Genomic DNA, 17,872 nt, shown 5'->3' with positions numbered 1-17,872 from the left:
AGTCCGTGCGGTTTCGGGAAGGGTCCGGAGACGTTCCGGGAACAGGGCTGTGCCCTCGCCGGTCTCGCGGCACGCCGGGTCAGGCGGGGCGGGCTTCCGCCGACGGACTCCAGGGGCGATTGCGCATGAGGTCGCCCAGGCCCGCCCACGCGAAGTTCATCAGGGTCGCCGCCGCCTGGCGGGAGGTGACGCCGGGGGTGGCGTTGGCCCAGGCGGCGAGGGACTCGGCGGCGCCGACCAGGGCCTCGGCGAGCCCGGCGACCTCCCGCTCGGGCAGGGCGGGGTCGTGGTGGGCCTCACGGGCGGCGACGATGATCAACTCGGTGACGAACGCCACGATTTCCGCACGCACGGCGGCGATCTCGGCCGCGAACGGCTCGCCGTGCGTACGGGCTCGTAAGTGCAGCACCGCCCAGCCCTCCGGGTGCCGCGCGGTGTGCGTGAAGAACGCCCGCAGCCCTTCCCAGAGTTGACGGTCGGCGGGCAGCCCGGGGCGGACTCCGTCGCGCACCGCGTCGGTCAGCGCGGCGGCCTCGCGGCGGATGCAGGCGGTGAAGAGGTCTTCCTTGGAGTTCAGGTACAGGTAGACCAACGGTTTGGAGACGCCCGCCAGTTCGGCGATCTCGTCCATCGACGCGGCCGTGTAGCCGCGCCGCCCGAAGATCTCGACGGCGGCGTCGAGCATCTGCTGCTCGCGCACCGCCCGCGGCATCCGCCTGGTCCTCACGGCACCCATGGGGCAAGCCTACGGTTCGGGCGCCGGCCCGGCGGCCACGCGGACGCCGCACCGACCGGATCAGGACGTCAGGACGTCTGCCCCTGAGCCCGCTCCCGGGCCGGCTGCGCCTGGGCCCGCGCCCGGTCGTCGGCGAGGTCCTCCTGGCCCGCGTTGGCCTCGAGGTTCGCCTTCATGCGGTCCACCCGACGGGACACCTGCTCCGAAGCGCGGTCCCGCTCCTTGCGCAGGACGACGAAGCTGATCGGGGCCGAGATCACCAGGGCGAGCGTGGCGATCCACAGACCGTTGGAGCTGCCGAGACCGCGGGGGGCGACACCGGAGTAGACGAGGCCCCAGACGACCACGAGGCAGCCCACGAAGATCCCGAGGCGCATCAGCGTGTAGCGGAGCATCTCAATCCACTCTTCCGTTCCGAAGGTTCCCAAAGGGGCACCGTCCAGTGAAGCACGCCGGACGCCCGATCACGCAGGGGGGTGCCAAGGACCGGTAAAGCCTCAGGTCAGCGGCAGAAGCATGATCACGTCGTCCCGGTCGTCGCCCGGCTCCAGCCGGATCGCGTCGGGCACCCGCCCGACCTCCTTGTAGCCGCAGGAGGCGTAGAACCGCTCCAGGCCGAGCCCGCCGCGGCAGGTGAGCCGGATCGCCTCGATGCCCGGGAAGCCGCGGGCCGCGTCCGCGGCGGCCGCCAGCAGGTCCCGTCCATGGCCCCGGCCCTGGTGGCGCGGGTGCACCATCACCGTGTAGAGCCAGAGCCAGTGCGCCATCAGCCGGTGGGTGTTGAAGGTCAGGAAGGCGGTGGCGGCGACCCGGCCCTCCTCGTCGTGGCCGACCAGCAGCCGGGCGCGGCCCTCGGTCAGCGCGAGCAACTGCCTGACCAGTTCCGGGCGTATCTCCTCGCGTGTCGCGGGCGGCACGAAGCCGACCGCCCCGCCGGCGTTCGTGACGTCGGTCCACAGGTCGAGGATGCCGTCGCGCAGGGCGGGGTCGACGGCGGGATCAAGGGTGAAAGTAAGGGGCACGAGGGGATCGTATCTATTACACCAGGGCGCGCGCAGCCACTTTCAGGTCGGAGAGCAGCCCCCGGTACGCGCCCAGGTCGTCCGCGCGCAGCACGGACGAGGGGTGCACGGTCGGCACCAGCCGCTCCCGTCGCCCGTGGATCTCCTCCTCCAGCACCGTCCCGCGCACCTCGGTGACCCGGAACGAGGAACCGAGCAGCGCCTTGCCGGCCGTCGCGCCCAGGACCACGATCAGCTCGGGCTCCACCAGCCTGAGTTCGGCCGCCAGCCAGGGCCCGCAGGCCACCGCCTCGCGCAGGCTCGGCGCCTTGTGGATACGGCGCTTGCCTGGCCCGGACCGGGTGAACTTGAAGTGCTTGACCGCGTTGGTGACGTACGTCTCCCCCGGGTCGATGCCCGCCTCGGCGAGCGCCCGGTCGAGGAGTTTCCCGGCGGGCCCGACGAACGGCCGGCCCCGCCGGTCCTCCTGGTCCCCGGGCTGCTCGCCGACGAGCATGACCCGGGCGCCGGTGTCCCCGGCGCCGAACACGGTCTGTGTGGCGTCCCGGTGCAGCGGGCAGCCCCGGCAGCCCGCGGCCGCCTCGCGCAGGGCGGCCAGGTCCGCGTGCTCGGGGACGAAGGGCGCGGCGGTGTAGGCGTCCTCGGGCGCCTTCGTGGTGGCCATGCCGGACGGGTACCCGTCCGGCCCGTGGCGTCACCAGGTGCGCGGAACCCGCGAACTCACACCCGCATCGGCTGCGGCGACTCGCGGCGCGCCGGGTCCGGGCCGTCGTACTCCCGGATGGTCTCGTAGCGCGTGTTGCGCTCCACCGGGCGGAAGCCGGCGTCGCGGATCAGGTCCAGCAGGTCCTCACGGGTCAGCTTGTTCGGGGTGCCGTAGTTGTCCGCGTCGTGCGTGATCTTGTACTCGACGACCGAGCCGTCCATGTCGTCCGCGCCGTGCTGGAGCGCGAGCTGGGCGGTCTGCACGCCGTGCATCACCCAGAACACCTTGACGTGCGGGACGTTGTCGAAGAGCAGCCGCGAGACGGCGAAGGTCTTCAGCGCCTCCGCGCCCGTCGCCATGGTGGTGCGGGCCTGGAGGCGGTTGCGGACCTTGCCGTCCTGCATGTCGACGAAGTCGTGCTGGTAGCGCAGCGGGATGAAGACCTGGAACCCGCCGGTCTCGTCCTGGAGTTCACGCAGCCGCAGCACGTGGTCCACGCGGTGGCGGGGCTCCTCGATGTGTCCGTAGAGCATGGTGCACGGGGTCTTCAGGCCCTTCTCGTGCGCCAGGCGGTGGATGCGCGACCAGTCCTCCCAGTGGGTGCGGTGGTCGACGATGTGCTGCCGGACCTCCCAGTCGAAGATCTCCGCGCCGCCGCCGGTGAGGGACTCAAGACCGGCGTCGATCAGCTCGTCGAGGATCTCGGAGGCGGACAGCCCGGAGATCGTCTCGAAGTGGTGGATCTCGGTGGCCGTGAACGCCTTCAGCGACACGTGCGGCAGCGCGGCCTTCAACTCGCGCAGGGAGCGCGGGTAGTAGCGCCACGGCAGGTTCGGGTGCAGGCCGTTGACGATGTGCAGCTCGGTGAGGTTGTCCGACTCCATCGCCTTGGCCAGCTTCACGGCCTCCTCGATGCGCATCGTGTACGCGTCCTTCTCGCCCGGCTTGCGCTGGAAGGAGCAGTACGCGCAGGACGCGGTGCACACGTTCGTCATGTTGAGGTGCCGGTTGACGTTGAAGTGCACCACGTCGCCGTTCTTGCGGGTGCGCACCTCGTGGGCGAGGCCGCCGAGCCACGCCAGGTCGTCCGACTCGTACAGCGCGATGCCGTCCTCGCGGGTCAGGCGGACACCCGCCCCGACCTTCTCCTCCAGCTCGCGCTTGAGCCCGACGTCCATGCCCCTACCTCTTTCCTGAAGACTGCGACCACCGTACGCCCGGAGGGTCAGGCCTCCTCGGGCAGCTCACCCACCCGGTTCTCCCACTTCGTGGACAGCACGATGGTGGTACGGGTCCGGGAGACGCCCTTGGTTCCGGACAGCCGCCGGATGATGCTCTCCAGTCCGTCGACGTCCGAGGCGCGCACCTTGAGCATGAAGGAGTCGTCGCCGGCGATGAACCAGCAGTCCTCGATCTCGGAGAGGTCCTTCAGCCGCTGCGCCACGTCCTCGTGGTCGGCGGCGTCGGAGAGCGAGATGCCGATCAGGGCGGTGACGCCGAGACCGAGCGAGGCGGAGTCCACGGTGGCGCGGTAGCCGGTGATGACACCGGCCGCCTCCAGCCGGTTGATGCGGTCGGTGACGCTCGGTCCCGACAGGCCGACGAGGCGCCCCAACTCCGCGTAAGAGGCCCGGCCGTTCTCCCTCAGGGCCTGGATGAGCTGCCTGTCCACCGCGTCCATGCGATCGAAGCCTTCCACTGAAGAGATCCGACGAGAGATCTGAAGAAAGTTCCTGAAGTGTCGAGTGGTACTGGTACTGCTGGAGAGCGCCGTACGGCGCTCACGCGGGCCGGGAGCCGCCCAGTTCGCCCTCCCAGCGACGGTAGAGGCGGTGGGGTACGCCCACCGCGTCCAGGGCCCGCCCAGCGACGAAGTCCACGAGGTGCTGGATGTGGGTCGCTCCGGCGTAGAAGGCGGGCGAGGCGGGCAGGACGGTGGCGCCCGCGTCGTCCAGGGTCACCAGGTGCCGCAGCGTCTGGCCGTTCAGCGGGGTCTCCCGTACGGCCACGACCAGCGGCCTGCCCTCCTTGAGCGTCACGCTCGCCGCCCGTTGCAGCAGGTCCTTGGACAGCCCGAGGGCGACGCCCGCCACACAGGCCGTCGAGGCGGGCACGATCAGCATGCCCTGCGCCGGGTACGACCCCGAGGACGGTCCGGCGGCCAGGTCACCGGCGCTCCAGTGCCGTACTCCCGTGAGGTCCACGTCGAACGTGCCGGGCTTGCCGTCGGCGCCGAGGGACAGCCATTCGCGCAGGTCGTCGCGCCAGTGGGCGTCCCGGAAGGAGATGCCGGTCTCGTCGAGCAGGGTGAGCCGCGAGGCCCGGCTGACCACCAGGTCGACGCTCTGTCCGGCGTCGAACAGCGCACGCAGCACAGCGGCCGCATACGGCGTGCCGGACGCTCCGGACACCCCCACGATCCAAGGTGCCCGCCGCGTTTCTCCTGGCTTCATATGACGAGCCTATCCGTCGGCGCTCATGATCCAAACCGCGAGGGATCAGACCGTGAGACCGCGCACCAGCAGATCGAGGAGCGCGCACACGAACAGCGCGATGCCGATGAACCCGTTGACGCTGAAGAACGCACGGTTGAGGCGGGACAGGTCGTGCGGGCGGACGATCGTGTGCTCGTAGACGAAGGCGCCCGCGACGACGACCAGGCCCAGCCAGAAGAAGGCTCCGGCGCCGGTGGCGACCGCGTACCAGACGAACAGCGCGGTGGTGACGAGGTGACAGACCCGCGCGCCCCGGATGGCGGTGGGGACGCCGAAGCGGGCCGGGACCGACTTCACGCCGATCTCGCGGTCGGTCTCCACGTCCTGGCAGGCGTAGATGAGGTCGAAGCCGCCGATCCAGACGCCGACGGCCAGGCCGAGGATCACCGCGTCCCAGGACCAGGTCCCGGAGATCGCCAGCCAGCCGCCGATCGGGCCCATCGCCTGGGCCAGGCCGAGGATGGCCTGCGGGAAGTTCGTGAACCGCTTGCCGTAGGGGTAGACCACCATCGGGACCACCGCGACGGGGGCGAGGGCCAGGCAGAGCGGGTTGAGCAGGGCGGCGGCCGCGAGGAAGACGACGAGCGCGACGAGCGCGCCCGTCCAGGCGTGCCGCACCGACATCGCGCCCGTCACCAGCTCGCGCTGCGCGGTGCGGGGGTTACGGGCGTCGATCTCCCGGTCGATGATCCGGTTGACGGCCATCGCGAACGTGCGCAGGCCCACCATCGCCACCGTGACGAGCAGCAGCCTGCCCCAGTGGATGGTCCTGTCCCACTCGTACATCGCGGTCAGGGAGGCGATGTAGGCGAAGGGCAGCGCGAAGATCGAGTGCTCGATCATGACCAGGCGCAGGAAGGCCCTGGTGCGTCCCGGCTGCGGGATCGCGGCGGACGCGGAGCTCACAGGCCGTACTCCTTCCAGCGGCGGTCCACCAGGGCCGCCGTATCGGGGTCCGAGAGGACCATCTCCGGCCACCCGCCGTCCCGCGTGTAGCCCTCCTCGGGCAGCTTCCTCGTCGCGTCGATGCCCGCCTTGCCGCCCCAGAACTGCTGGTAGGAGGCGTGGTCGAGGTGGTCGACGGGGCCTTCGACGACCGTGAGGTCGCGGGCGTAGTCCGTGTTCCCGAGGGCCCGCCAGGCCACCTCGTGCAGATCGTGCACGTCGCAGTCGGCGTCGACGACCACGATCAGCTTGGTCAGCGACATCATGTGTGCCCCCCAGATGGCGTGCATCACCTTCTGGGCGTGCTTGGGGTACTTCTTGTCGATCGAGACGATCGCGCAGTTGTGGAAGCCGCCCGCCTCGGGCAGGTGGTAGTCCACGATGTCCGGGACGATGATCTTCAGCAGGGGCAGGAAGAAGCGCTCGGTGGCACGGCCGAGTGGCCCGTCCTCCGTCGGGGGGCGGCCGACGACGATCGACTGGAGCAGGGGCCGTCGGCGCATCGTCACGCAGTCGATGGTCAGCGCCGGGAACGGCTCCTGCGGGGTGTAGAAGCCGGTGTGGTCGCCGAAGGGCCCCTCGGGCAGCATCTCGCCGGGCTCCAGCCAGCCCTCCAGGACGACCTCGGCGTTCGCCGGGACCTGGAGCGGGACGGTCTTGCAGTCGACCATCTCGATCCGCCGGCCGGCGACGAACCCGGCGAACAGGTACTCGTCGATGTCGCCGGGCAGGGGGGCGGTCGAGGCGTAGGTGACGGCCGGGGGGCAGCCGAAGGCGATCGCGACCGGCAGCCGCTCGCCGCGCCGGGCAGCGACCTGGTAGTGGTTGCGGCTGTCCTTGTGGATCTGCCAGTGCATGCCGATGGTGCGCTTGTCGTGGCGCTGGAGGCGGTACAGCCCGAGGTTGCGGATGCCGCTCTCCGGGTCCTTGGTGTGGGTGAGCCCCAGGTTGAAGAAGGAGCCGCCGTCCTGGGGCCAGGTGAAGAGGGCCGGCAGGGCGTCGAGGTCGACGTCGTCGCCGCGCAGGACGACCTCCTGCACGGGCGCGCTGTCGGACTTCACCTTCTTCGGCGGTACGTGCGCCATCGCGCCGAGCTTGCCGAACGCCTCGCGCACGCCGACGAAGCCGTGCGGCAGCTCGGGCCGCAGCAGCCCGCCGATCTTGTCGGAGACCTCGCCGTACGACTTCAGGCCGAGGGCCTTCAGCAGCCGCCGGTCGGTCCCGAAGACGTTCATGGCCAGCGGCATGGCGGAGCCGCGCACGTTCTCGAAGAGCAGCGCGGGGCCGCCCGACTTCTGCACCCGGTCGACGATCTCACCGACCTCCAGATACGGGTCGACCTCGGCCTTGATGCGCTTGAGGTCTCCCTCGCGCTCCAGCGCCCTGAGCAGGGAACGAAGATCGTCGTACGCCATGGGGTCCAGTATCCCCGAGCGGCTACCCTGGCCCCGTCACGGGGCCGGTGCAGGGCCCCTCCACCGCTTTCCAGGGGGCTGTCCGACATGCTCAGGGTGCTGCTTTACGTCGTGCCGCTGGCACTGACGATCTTCGCGTTCATCGACTGTCTGAACACGCCGGAGGACGAGGCCAAGCACCTTCCCAAGGTCGCCTGGGTCTTCATCATCCTGCTCTTCTGGGTCGTCGGCCCGATCGTCTGGCTCGCCGCGGGCAAGGACCGCCGCCCTCCGGCGAACGGCCGCACGCCCTCGGAGTGGCACCGCAACCAGCGGCTCGACTACGTCGCCCCGGACGACAACCCCGCGTTCCTCAAGTCCCTCGCCGAGGAGAACAAGAAGGACGAGGACCTGCTGAAGAACTGGGAGGCCGACCTCCGCCGCCGCGAGGAGGAACTGCGCCGCAAGGAGAACGGCGAGGAGCCGAAGAGCAGCTGAGCGACGCCCGGCGGCCCGGCACTCGGGTCCGGCCGCGCCGTTGCCGGCCCGGCCCCGGAAGCGCCGGCCGCCGCACCGGGCACGCACGCCCCGCCACCCGGCGGTCCGGCGGCAGTCAGCCGGTGCGGCGCGTTCCGGAGCATGGTGGGCCCGTGGGCCCGTGCTAGCGCAGCCGGGACGACGACAGGATCGACAGCAGGTGGGCCGGGACCATCACCCAGGTGATGGCGGCCAGCGCGATCAGCGCCCAGCGGGTGACGTCGGCGCCGCCGGTGACGGTGTCGCCGATGGCGGCGGCCAGCAGGAGCAGGGACGCCTCGATGCCGTTGGTCACCCGGTGGATCTTGAACGCGGCGACCAGCCGGCGCACCGTGGCCACGCCCTGCGAGCGCGGCCGGGTCGACTCGTCGTCGGCGACGGCCAGCCCGCGCCGGGCCCGGGCCACGTCGACCAGGTCGGTGGACGCCTTCAGCAGGACCACGCCGAGGGCGGTCGCCAGGCCCAGCGACACCCAGCCGCCGAAGCCGGACCGGGCCGCGTGGAAGCCGGCGCCCACCATCAGGGCGGCGTCCGCGAGATAGGCGCCGAGCCGGTCGACGTAGATGCCGGACGCGCTGTTCTGGCCCTTCCAGCGGGCGACCTCGCCGTCCACGCAGTCGAAGAGAAGGAAGAGCTGCATCAGCACGACGGCCAGAACGGCCCCGGTCAGGCCCGGTATCAGCAGCGCGGCACCGGAGGCGATCCCGCACACCACCATGGTCCACGTGAGCTGGTCCGGGGTCACCGGGGTGCGCACCAGCTGCCGGGTGAACCGCAGCGAGACCCTCCGCATGTACAGGCGGCCCGCCCAGTGCTCGCCGTTGCGGCTCGCCAGTTTCGCCTGCGGCTGGCAGACCTCCCGCAGCTCCTCCAGTACCGGAGCAGCACCCATGACCGTTTCCTCCCGCCGGGCCCAACTGCCGCACATGCGGCGATGATCGGGTCAGGGTACAGAGTGCGGCGCGAGCGGTTTCGGGGGGCGGGCGCGGGCCGTTGCCGTACGGGACGCGGGTCGGCACAGTGAGGCCATGGACCAGGAACAGGCACGTTCATGGCTCGCCACCGCCCTCGCGGAGGCCCGCGCCGGGCTGGCGGAGGGCGGCATCCCGATCGGCGCCGCGCTCCACGGAGCCGACGGCACCCTGCTCGGCCGCGGCCGCAACCGCCGCGTCCAGGACGACGACCCGTCGACGCACGCGGAGACGGCGGCGTTCCGCGCCGCGGGACGGCAGCGCTCCTACCGCGGTACGACGATGGTCACGACCCTCTCGCCCTGCTGGTACTGCAGCGGCCTGGTCCGTCAGTTCGGTATCTCACGGGTGGTGATCGGTGAGGCGGTCACGTTCCACGGCGGGCACCACTGGCTCGCGGAGCACGGCGTGGAGGTCGTGGTGCTGGACGACGCGGAGTGCGTCGCGTTGATGCGGGACTTCATCGGGAAGCATCCGGACCTGTGGAACGAGGACATCGGCGCGCCACCACCTCGATCAGGCGTTCGAAGCGGGCCCGCCAGCGCTGCTCCGACTCCGTCTCCCCCAGGAACTCGTGGGTGAAGCGCAGCACGGTGCCGTCCGCGCCGTCGCGCTCCAGGTGGAAGCGGATGCGGCCGCCGCCCTCCAGGGTGTACTCGGCGACCCGCTCCACGTCCCACGCGGTGACCCGCCCGCTGCCGAGGCCGCGCAGGCCCACCGCGCCGCCGAGCCGGGGTTCCAGTTCGTCGGCGCCGGTGAACCAGCGCGCGAGGCCCTCCGGGGTGGTCAGCTCCGGCCAGACCCGCTCCATGGGCCCGGTGAGCCGCACCAGGAAGGTGAGCAGGTGCGAGTTCCCGTGGATCCGGCTGGTGCCCTGTTCGATGGAACCGGTCATGACACCAGTGTCACCGAGGGGCCGGTCAGACGCCCGAGTACGAGTGCTTGCCGCTGACGAAGATGTTCACGCCGTAGTAGTTGAACAGCCAGCAGCCGAACGCGATCAGCGCGATGTAGGCGGCCTTGCGGCCCTTCCAGCCGGCCGTGGAGCGGGCGTGCAGGTAGCAGGCGTAGGCGACCCAGGTGATGAAGGACCAGGTCTCCTTGGGGTCCCAGCCCCAGTAGCGGCCCCAGGCGGACTCGGCCCAGATGGCGCCCGCGATGATCGTGAACGTCCACAGCGGGAAGACGGCGGCGTTGACGCGATAGGAGAACTTGTCCAGGGATGCCGAGGCCGGCAGCCGCTCCAGGACGGAGGTCGCGAAGCGGCCGGGCTTCCCGCCGGAGGCCAGCTTGTTCTCGTAGGAGTCCTTGAACAGGTACAGCAGGGTGCCGACCGCGCCGACGTAGAAGACCGCGCCGCAGAAGATCGCGGTGGAGACGTGGATGTACAGCCAGTACGAGTGCAGGGCGGGGACGAGCTGGTCGCTCGCCGTGTAGAGCACGGTGACCGCGAGGCCGAGGTCGAGCAGGACGGTGGTGGTCAGGAACAGGCCGAGCCAGCGCACGTTCTTCTTCAGCGCGAGCAGCAGCAGGTAGACGCCGACCGCGACCGTGGAGAAGGTGATGTTGAACTCGTACATGTTGCCCCACGGCGCCCGCTGCACGGAGGCCGCGCGGGCGACGACGCCGCCGAGCGCGAGGAGGAAGCCCAGCACGCTGAGGGACACGGCGATCCGGCCGTACAGGTCGCCCTTCTCGTCGCCGCCGTGCGCGCCGGGCCCGTCGGGCACGTCACGGGCGCCGGCGGCGGACCGTACGACCACCTGGGGGCGCTCCAGCACGGCGGTGCCGCCGGCGGACTTCACCGTCACGGCCGGGCCCTGCGCCTTTGCCGCGCCGTCCTTGGCGGTCAGCGCGGCGGCCGTGCGGGCCACCTTGCTGCGGCTGCCGAAGAGCCATTCGGCGATGTACGCGAAGAAGGCCAGGGTGTAGACGGCCATCGCGGAGTAGATCAGCGTGTTGCTGATGTTGGCCAGGTTCTCGTTGGTCGCCGTGGCGAGCTCTGTTGCGGCGGCGAGAGTCACTTCTCCTCAGCCCCTTCGGCGGGTACGGGGGTGCCGGCGTCCGGCTCCCGGTCGGGGTCGGCGTCGGCCTGCGCGGGCGCCTTGTCGTGCACGAGGGCGGCCAGGTCGCCGAGTTCCTCGGGGAGTTTCGCGGACTCGCTGCGGCCCAGGCCCGCCATCTCGACGACGGTCGCGCCGTCGGCGCCCCGTACGGCGCGCACCCAGACGCGGCGCCGCTGGATGAACAGCGAGCCGGCCAGTCCGGCGATGGCGGTGAGCGCGCCGGTGAGCGCCCAGCCGGTGCCGGGCTGCTGCACGATCTGGAAGCCGGCCCATTCGTTGACGTCCTTGTCGAAGGTGATGGAGCCGGCGCCGTTCGGCAGCGTCATGGTCTCGCCGGGCAGCAGCCGGGCGGCCAGGGGGTTGCCCTTGGCGTCCTTGAACTGCTTGAGGTTCGGGTTCTTGGTGTCGAGCTGGTAGACGTTCTGCGGCACGCCCGCGTCGACGCCCAGGTCGCCGTGGAAGCCGGTCAGCGCGAGGACAGGGAAGTCCAGCGCCGGGAACTGGGAGAACATCGTGCCCTTGCCGGCCCCGGCGAAGGTCGGCACGAAGAACGCGGAGAAGCCGAGCTGCTCGGACTTGCCCTGCGGGTCCTTGTAGCCGTCGAGCACCTTGATCGCGCCCTGCGAGGTGACGTTGGAGTCGACCGGCAGCAGCGGCACGGCCTGGTGGTAGACCACCTGGCCCTTGCCGTCCCGGACGGTGACGGTGGGGGCGTAGCCGTGGCTGACGAGGTAGACCCGGGCGTCGTCGACGGTCAGCGGGTGGTTGGGCGAGATGCTCGCCTTCCGCTCCTTGCCGCCGGCGCCCAGGCTGTAGTTGATGTCCGCCCGGTACACGCGCGGCGTGCCCTTCTGCGGGCCAGTGCGCTCGTAGGTGCCGGTGAACTTCTTCAGGTTGAAGCTGAACGGCACCAGGTCGTCGTCGTTGAAGAGGTTGCCGGACTTGAAGTCGTCGTACTGGGTGAGGGTGTTGGAGAAGCCGTCGCCCTCGACGATCAGCTTGTTGCCCTCGGTCTTGTACAACTGGCCCCAGGCGAAGGCGATCAGCATCACGATCAGCGCGATGTGGAAGACGAGGTTGCCTGCCTCGCGCAGATAGCCCTTCTCGGCGGCGACGGCGTCATCGGCGAGGTGGGCGCGGAAGCGGCGCTGCTTGAGGATCCTCAGCGCGGCCTCGCGGACCTCCTCCGGGGAGGAGGCGGTGCGCCAGGTGGTGTACGCGGGCAGCCGGGTCAGCCGCTTGGGGGCGCCCGGCGGCCGGCCGCGGAGCTGGCCGACGAACTGCCAGGTGCGCGGCACGATGCAGCCGATGAGGGAGACGAACAGCAGGATGTAGATCGCGGAGAACCACACCGAGCTGTAGACGTGGAACAGGCCGAGCTTGTCGTAGAGGGGCGCGAGCGTCGTGTGCGCCTTCCGGAAGGCGTCGACCTTCAGCGCGTCGGTGCCGCTCTGCGGGATCAGCGAACCGGGGACGGCGCCGAGGGAGAGCAGGAACAGCAGCATCAGCGCGACGCGCATGGAGGTGAGCTGCCGCCAGAACCAGCGGATCCAGCCGAGGACCTCCCGCCCGGTCCAGGCGAGCCGGCCGGCCGGTCCTGGCGTCCGGTTGCCGCCGAAGGAGCCGGGGACGGCCGTCTCGGTGGGGGCGGTGGAGAGCTGGGAGCCGGCGGCTCCGAGGTCGTCGTCGCCGGGTGGCACCGCCGCCGGGGTCTCGTCGGCCGTCGTACTGGTTGGCGTCTTGCTCATGGATCAGATCCCCACAGTGAAGCCGGTGGACCACGTCTGCATCTCCTGCACCAGCCGGTCCCAGGCGCCGGTCAGCAGCAGCACGCCGGTCACGATCATCATCGTGCCGCCGACGCGCATCACCCAGACATAGTGGCGCTTGACCCAGCCGAAGGCTCCCAGCGCCTTGCGGAAGGCGATCGCGGTGAGCACGAACGGGATGCCGAGACCGGCGCAGTAGGCGACGGTCAGCAGGGCGCCGCGCCCGGCGCTGGCCTGGGCGGAGGAGAGCGCCACGACGGAGGCGAGGGTCGGGCCGATGCACGGGGTCCAGCCGACTCCGAACAGGGCCCCGAGAACGGGTGCGCCCACCAGGCCCGTGGTGGGACGCGTGTGGAAGCGGAACTCACGCTGGGTCAGCCAGGGCATCAGGCCCATGAAGAAGACGCCCATGAGGATCATGAGCACGCCCAGCACCTTGGACAGGATGCCCTTGTACTCCTGGAGGGTCTGCCCGAAGAACCCGAACAGCGCCCCGCCGGAGACGAAGACCACGGTGAAGCCGAGGACGAAGAGGGCGGCGCCGACGGCCATCCGTCCGCGCCGGGCCTCGGCCAGATCGGTTCCGGTGACACCTGTCACATACGACAGGTAGCCGGGGACGAGCGGCAGGACGCAGGGGGAGAAGAAGGAGACGAGCCCGCCGAGTACGGCGATGGGCAGCGCGAGCAGCAGGGCTCCGCTGGACACCGTCTGATTGGGATCAGTGACTGCGGCCAGTAGCACGGCTGCTCACTTCTCCGCGACGACCGGGTCGAGCATCCTGCGCAGCTTGTTCTCGCTGAGCGCCTGGAGGGCGCGTGCGGCGATCTTCCCGTCCCTGTCGACGATGATCGTGGTGGGGATCATCTGCGGGTTCAGGGTGCCCTTCTGGAAGCGGAGCATGAGCTTGCCGGCCGGGTCGTACAGGCTCGGGTACGGCACGTCGAACTGCTTCTCGAACGCGAGGGCCGGTCCCGTGCTGGAATCACGCGTGTTGATGCCGACGAACTGCACGTCCTTGCCGGCGTTGTCCTTGGCCACCTTGACCAGGTTGGGCGCCTCGGCGCGGCACGGCGAGCACCAGGAGCCCCAGACGTTCAGGACGACGACCTTGCCCTTGTACGCGGCCATGTCGAGCTGCTTGCCCTCGAGAGTCCTGCCGGACAGGTCGGGGGCGGGCTTGCGGTCGGCCTTCGGCACGGTCGCGATGCCGTCGGCGCCGGTGATGAAGTTGGTGTTGCCCGAGCCGCCGGAGGTGCCGCCGGAGCCGCAGGCGGACAGGGTGAGTGCCAGCGCGGCGCTCCCGGCGGCGAGCAGGGCGGCGCGGCCACGGACGCGGCTCGGACGCGTGCGGTGCGGACGGGGTGTGCGGTTCGCCCGGTTCGAGCACTGGGGGGCACGACTGACGGCACTCATGTGAAAAGTTTCGCATGCCCCTTCCGAAGATCTTGCACACCCCCCTCACGGCCGGAAAACCGCATTTCAGGCGGCCTTCGAAGGATCCCCCGCGCTGGGCGTGCCGGCGCCGGGGGCGTCCCCGAGGAACTCCTTCCAGCCGCCCGTCGGCCGCTGCCCGACATCGAGGGTGCGCAGCTTGGCGAGCACCTCCGGCTTCTGCACGTCCATCCAGTCGACGAACTGCCGGAAGGAGACCATGCGCACGTCGGCGCCCTTCTCCTTCTCCCGCGCGATGTGCTTGAAGGCCTCCTCGACGGAGTCCATGTAGATGCCGCCGTTCCACTGTTCGAAGTGGTTGCCTATGAAGTACGGTGCCCGGTTTGTCTCGAGCGCCCGCCTGAAGCCCTGGATGTAGGCCTGCGCGGACTGCTTGCGCCAGCCCGGGTAGTTGTGGGCGGGCGCGTTGGTGGAGTTGAGGGACTGGTTGGCCAGCATGTTGTAGTCCATCGAGAGGACCTCGAAGCGGCGTCCGGGGAAGGGCACTTGCTGCAGCGGCAGGTCCCAGATGCCCAGCCGCTTGTCCGGCCACGTCTGGCGGCCGCCGGGCGAGGAGGCGTCGTAGCGCCAGCCGAGTTCGCGGGCGGTGGGCAGCAACTGGTTCTGGCCGAGCAGGCAGGGGGTGCGGCCGCCGACGAGTTCCTTGTCGTAGTCGAAGGGCAGGGCGGGCAGATCGCTCCAGCCGGTGTTGGTCCGCCACTGCTTCACGAAGGACTTGGCCTGGTCGATCTCGCTGCGCCACTGCTTGGGCGTCCAGTTCGCGACCGTGCCGCGGCCGGAGCAGAAGTGGCCGTTGAAGTGGGTGCCGATCTCGTGGCCTTCCAGCCAGGCGCGGCGGACGTTGGTGAGCGTGGCCTTGACGTGGTCGTCGGTCAGGTAGCCGATGTCGGAGGCGCCGCGCGGGTTGTTCGGCGGGTCGTACAGGCGCTTCTTCGACTCCGGCAGCAGATAGAGCCCGGAGAGGAAGAAGGTCATGTGCGCCTCGTGCTCCTTGGCGAGGTCCAGGAAGCGCGGGAAGAGGCCGTTGCCGACCTCGCCGGCCCCGTCCCAGGAGAAGACGACGAACTGCGGCGGGGTCTCGCCCGGCTCCAGCGGGACCGGCGCGGCCGGCTGGCGCGGCTGCTTGCCGGTGAACGAGGTCGAGCCGTCGCCGATGGGACGCGCGGGAGGTGTCGTGGGCGCGCTCGGGGTGGGCGTGTTCGCGCTGGGTGAGGCGGCGGCGCGGCCGGGGTGCGGGGACTTGTCGGTGCCGCAGCCCGCGAGCCCGGCGGCGGCCGCGGCGCCCACGCCGAGGCCGAGTATTCCCCTTCGGGGGAAGGTGCGCATGAAAGATCCCCGATTCGTCACTGCCGCCGATGGTCACTCACTCAGAGGCAGTGACGAACGCAGGGGTTCCGCGAACCAATATGAAATTCACAACAAACACAAAGGCAGGGCGCGCTCCTACGCGCCGAACGCCTTGCCCTGCCCCTTCACCGGCTTGGCGCCCGCGAGGAGATGGGCCGGCACCAGATCGCGGGCCGGCTCGGTGTAGCCGACGGAGACGATCCGGTCGCCCCGGTAGGTGAACGTCGTCAGCGAGGCGAGCGTGCACTGCCGCTTGCGCGGGTCGTGCCACAGCCGCCGCCGCTCGACGTAGGAGCGCACGATCCAGATCGGGAGCTGGTGGCTGACGAGCACCGCCTCGTGACCGCGTGCCTTGTCCTTCGCCGCGTTCAGCGCGCCCATCATGCGCACCACCTGGTCGATGTAGGGCTCGCCCCAGGACGGCTTGAAGGGGTTGACCACGTGCTTCCAGTTGGCGGGCCGGCGCAGCGCGCCGTCGCCCATGCCGAAGGTCTTGCCCTGGAAGACGTTGTCCGCCTCGATCAGCCGCTCGTCGGTGGCCAGGTCGAGTCCGTGCGCCTTCGCTATCGGCGTCGCCGTCTCCTGCGCCCGCTCCAGCGGGGAGGCCACGACATGGGTGATGTCGCGGGGGGCGAGGTGCTCGGCGACCCGCTCGGCCATCTTCCGGCCCAGTTCGGACAGGTGATAGCCGGGCAGCCGCCCGTACAGGATCCCGTCCGGGTTCTCGACCTCGCCGTGGCGCATCAGGTGGACGACCGTGATGTCGTCCCGGCCGCTCTTCTCGGGGGTCTCGCTCATGCCGTCGCCTCCGCAGCCGCACGGGCCGCCGCCGGAAGGGCGTCGGCGATCCGCTGGAGTGCCGTCTCGTCGTGCGCGGTGGAGACGAACCAGGACTCGAAGGACGAGGGCGGCAGGTAGACGCCGTTCGCCAGCATCGCGTGGAAGAAGGCGGTGAAGCGGTACGACTCCTGCGCCTTGGCGTCCTCGTAGTCCCGCACCGGGCGGTCCGTGAAGAACACCGAGAACATGTTGGAGGCGTTCTGCAGGGTGTGCGCCACGCCCTCCTTGGTCAGCGCCTCGGAGACCATGGCCTGGATCTGCCGTGAGACGGAGTCGACCGTCGTGTACGCGGCGTCGTCGAGCAGGCGGAGCTGGGCGAGCCCGGCGGCGGTGGCGACGGGATTCCCGGAGAGGGTGCCGGCCTGGTAGACGGGCCCGGCGGGGGCGAGGTGCGCCATGACGTCGGCGCGCCCGCCGAACGCGGCGGCCGGGAACCCGCCGCCCATCACCTTCCCGAAGGTCATCAGGTCGGGCTCGACCCCGTCGACGCCGTACCACCCGGCGCGGCTGGTGCGGAAGCCCGTCATGACCTCGTCGGAGATGTACAGGGCGCCGTTCGCCGCGCAGAGGTCCTTGAGCTGCTGGTTGAAACCGGGCAGCGGCGGCACCACGCCCATGTTGCCCGGGGAGGCCTCGGTGATCACGCAGGCGATCTCGCCGGGGTGCGCGGCGAAGGCGGCACGCACCGCGTCGGCGTCGTTGTAGGGCAGCACGATCGTGTCGCCGGCCTGGGCGCCGGTGACGCCGGGGGTGTCGGGCAGGGCGAAGGTGGCGACGCCCGACCCGGCCGCGGCGAGGAGGGAGTCGACGTGCCCGTGGTAGCACCCGGCGAACTTGATCACCTTGGACCGCCGGGTGAACCCGCGGGCGAGCCGGATCGCGGACATGGTGGCCTCGGTGCCGCTGGAGACCAGCCGCACCCGCTCCAGCGGGCCGACCCGGTCCACCATCTCCTCGGCGAGCGCGACCTCGCCCTCACCGGGCGTCCCGAAGGAGGTGCCGTGCGCGACCGCCTCCTGCACGGCGGCGATCACCTCGGGGTGCGCGTGCCCGAGGATCATCGGACCCCAGGAGCACACGAGGTCGACGTACTCCCGGCCGTCGGCGTCCTTCAGGTACGGACCGCTGCCGGAGACCATGAACCGGGGCGTGCCGCCCACGGCGCGGAAGGCGCGCACCGGCGAGTTCACACCGCCGGGCGTGACGGCCGCCGCACGGTCGAACAGCGCCTGCGAGACAGGGGCTTCGTAGGGATAGGGCAGTTCGCTCATGACCTGCGACTTCTCCGACTTCTCGGGGGTTCTCCGAATACGGTGGGCTGTGACCTGTTCAGGGTAGGCCAGCCAAGGCGGCGGACCGGGGGCGGAGCGGCCGGCCCGGCCGGTTCCGGGCACGACGAGCGGCGGATTCGCGGATTCCCGGCGGCCCATCTGCGAAACTGGGCTCCGCGTACGTATGAACAAGCGAAGGGTCGTGTCGGGGGCCGCTGAGATCCCGCGGGCAGATGGTTCGGCGCACGTTTCGGCGGGCGGCCGCGGGGGAGGTCACTGACACGATGATCGGGTTGCGCGGCGGGGGCGACGCGTCCT

At 70.7% G+C, this 17,872-nt stretch carries 19 protein-coding genes and 1 pseudogene; 2 read left to right on the top strand and 18 right to left on the bottom strand.

What is annotated here, in order from left to right; all coding sequences use genetic code 11:
- Positions 1-79: 79 nt before the first annotated feature.
- The 9 genes from ACF09J_RS21060 to ACF09J_RS21020 form a co-directional block, all read right to left on the bottom strand.
- Complete coding sequence (locus ACF09J_RS21060) at positions 80-736, bottom strand: TetR/AcrR family transcriptional regulator (protein ID WP_392306978.1); 657 nt, start codon at positions 734-736, stop codon at positions 80-82.
- 68 nt (positions 737-804) lie between these two features.
- The gene (locus ACF09J_RS21055) at positions 805-1,131 is read right to left on the bottom strand and encodes a DUF4229 domain-containing protein (protein WP_392306977.1); all 327 of its coding nucleotides are present in this window, start codon (positions 1,129-1,131) and stop codon (positions 805-807) included.
- 102 nt (positions 1,132-1,233) lie between these two features.
- Positions 1,234-1,758 carry a GNAT family N-acetyltransferase gene (locus ACF09J_RS21050; protein WP_392306976.1) on the bottom strand — a complete coding sequence of 175 codons (525 nt, stop codon included), beginning with the start codon at positions 1,756-1,758 and terminating at the stop codon, positions 1,234-1,236.
- Between the two features lie 16 nt (positions 1,759-1,774).
- Positions 1,775-2,422 (bottom strand): UdgX family uracil-DNA binding protein, encoded by a 648-nt coding sequence (locus tag ACF09J_RS21045; protein WP_392306975.1) that lies wholly within the window; start codon positions 2,420-2,422, stop codon positions 1,775-1,777.
- A gap of 56 nt (positions 2,423-2,478) precedes the next feature.
- A complete protein-coding gene (mqnE, locus tag ACF09J_RS21040; protein ID WP_392306974.1) occupies positions 2,479-3,642 on the bottom strand; it encodes an aminofutalosine synthase MqnE in 1,164 nt (387 codons plus the stop codon).
- A gap of 47 nt (positions 3,643-3,689) precedes the next feature.
- A complete protein-coding gene (locus ACF09J_RS21035; RefSeq protein WP_392306973.1) occupies positions 3,690-4,145 on the bottom strand; it encodes an Lrp/AsnC family transcriptional regulator in 456 nt (151 codons plus the stop codon).
- A 100-nt stretch (positions 4,146-4,245) separates the two neighbouring features.
- Positions 4,246-4,917, bottom strand: a complete 672-nt coding sequence (locus tag ACF09J_RS21030; protein WP_392306972.1) for a UbiX family flavin prenyltransferase — start codon at positions 4,915-4,917, stop codon at positions 4,246-4,248.
- Between the two features lie 45 nt (positions 4,918-4,962).
- Positions 4,963-5,865 carry a menaquinone biosynthesis prenyltransferase MqnP gene (gene mqnP, locus ACF09J_RS21025; RefSeq protein ID WP_392306971.1) on the bottom strand — a complete coding sequence of 301 codons (903 nt, stop codon included), beginning with the start codon at positions 5,863-5,865 and terminating at the stop codon, positions 4,963-4,965.
- Positions 5,862-7,319: a menaquinone biosynthesis decarboxylase gene (locus ACF09J_RS21020; RefSeq protein ID WP_392306970.1), complete on the bottom strand. Its 1,458-nt coding sequence runs from the start codon at positions 7,317-7,319 to the stop codon at positions 5,862-5,864. The genes mqnP and ACF09J_RS21020 overlap by 4 nt, the downstream gene beginning before the upstream one ends.
- Before the next feature lie 87 nt (positions 7,320-7,406).
- Here ACF09J_RS21020 and ACF09J_RS21015 point away from each other — a divergent pair, with 87 nt between their 5' ends.
- Complete coding sequence (locus tag ACF09J_RS21015; protein ID WP_392306969.1) at positions 7,407-7,796, top strand: PLD nuclease N-terminal domain-containing protein; 390 nt, start codon at positions 7,407-7,409, stop codon at positions 7,794-7,796.
- A 163-nt stretch (positions 7,797-7,959) separates the two neighbouring features.
- Here ACF09J_RS21015 and ACF09J_RS21010 read toward each other — a convergent pair whose 3' ends face one another.
- Complete coding sequence (locus tag ACF09J_RS21010; protein WP_392306968.1) at positions 7,960-8,727, bottom strand: CDP-alcohol phosphatidyltransferase family protein; 768 nt, start codon at positions 8,725-8,727, stop codon at positions 7,960-7,962.
- Between the two features lie 136 nt (positions 8,728-8,863).
- Between ACF09J_RS21010 and ACF09J_RS21005 the strand changes: the two genes are divergently transcribed.
- On the top strand, positions 8,864-9,388 hold the full coding sequence (locus ACF09J_RS21005) for a nucleoside deaminase (protein ID WP_392306967.1): 525 nt from the start codon (positions 8,864-8,866) through the stop codon (positions 9,386-9,388).
- On the opposite strand, the pseudogene ACF09J_RS21000 reads toward ACF09J_RS21005, so the two are convergent.
- The 8 genes and pseudogenes from ACF09J_RS21000 to hemL all read right to left on the bottom strand — a co-directional run.
- Positions 9,309-9,701: pseudogene (locus tag ACF09J_RS21000) on the bottom strand (SRPBCC domain-containing protein); the annotation flags it as partial. The gene ACF09J_RS21005 and the pseudogene ACF09J_RS21000 overlap by 80 nt on opposite strands.
- A gap of 25 nt (positions 9,702-9,726) precedes the next feature.
- Positions 9,727-10,830 carry a c-type cytochrome biogenesis protein CcsB gene (gene ccsB, locus ACF09J_RS20995; protein ID WP_392306966.1) on the bottom strand — a complete coding sequence of 368 codons (1,104 nt, stop codon included), beginning with the start codon at positions 10,828-10,830 and terminating at the stop codon, positions 9,727-9,729.
- Positions 10,827-12,620, bottom strand: coding sequence for a cytochrome c biogenesis protein ResB (locus tag ACF09J_RS20990; protein WP_392306965.1), 1,794 nt, complete (start codon positions 12,618-12,620; stop codon positions 10,827-10,829). The genes ccsB and ACF09J_RS20990 overlap by 4 nt, the downstream gene beginning before the upstream one ends.
- 3 nt (positions 12,621-12,623) lie before the next feature.
- Positions 12,624-13,385 carry a cytochrome c biogenesis CcdA family protein gene (locus ACF09J_RS20985; RefSeq protein WP_392306964.1) on the bottom strand — a complete coding sequence of 254 codons (762 nt, stop codon included), beginning with the start codon at positions 13,383-13,385 and terminating at the stop codon, positions 12,624-12,626.
- Between the two features lie 6 nt (positions 13,386-13,391).
- On the bottom strand, positions 13,392-14,057 hold the full coding sequence (locus ACF09J_RS20980; protein WP_392306963.1) for a TlpA family protein disulfide reductase: 666 nt from the start codon (positions 14,055-14,057) through the stop codon (positions 13,392-13,394).
- Positions 14,058-14,123: 66 nt separating this feature from the next.
- Positions 14,124-15,422: a hypothetical protein gene (locus ACF09J_RS20975; protein WP_392306962.1), complete on the bottom strand. Its 1,299-nt coding sequence runs from the start codon at positions 15,420-15,422 to the stop codon at positions 14,124-14,126.
- Between the two features lie 117 nt (positions 15,423-15,539).
- On the bottom strand, positions 15,540-16,241 hold the full coding sequence (locus ACF09J_RS20970; protein WP_392306961.1) for a histidine phosphatase family protein: 702 nt from the start codon (positions 16,239-16,241) through the stop codon (positions 15,540-15,542).
- Positions 16,238-17,554: a glutamate-1-semialdehyde 2,1-aminomutase gene (hemL, locus tag ACF09J_RS20965; RefSeq protein WP_392306960.1), complete on the bottom strand. Its 1,317-nt coding sequence runs from the start codon at positions 17,552-17,554 to the stop codon at positions 16,238-16,240. Before hemL ends, ACF09J_RS20970 begins: the two co-directional genes overlap by 4 nt.
- Between the last annotated feature and the right edge of the window lie 318 nt (positions 17,555-17,872).

Origin of the sequence: Streptomyces sp. NPDC014889 (assembly GCF_043081205.1) — a bacterium.
GTDB lineage: Bacteria > Actinomycetota > Actinomycetes > Streptomycetales > Streptomycetaceae > Streptomyces.
Note: the sequence above shows the minus strand (reverse complement) of the source record. Positions and strands in the feature narration are given on the sequence as shown.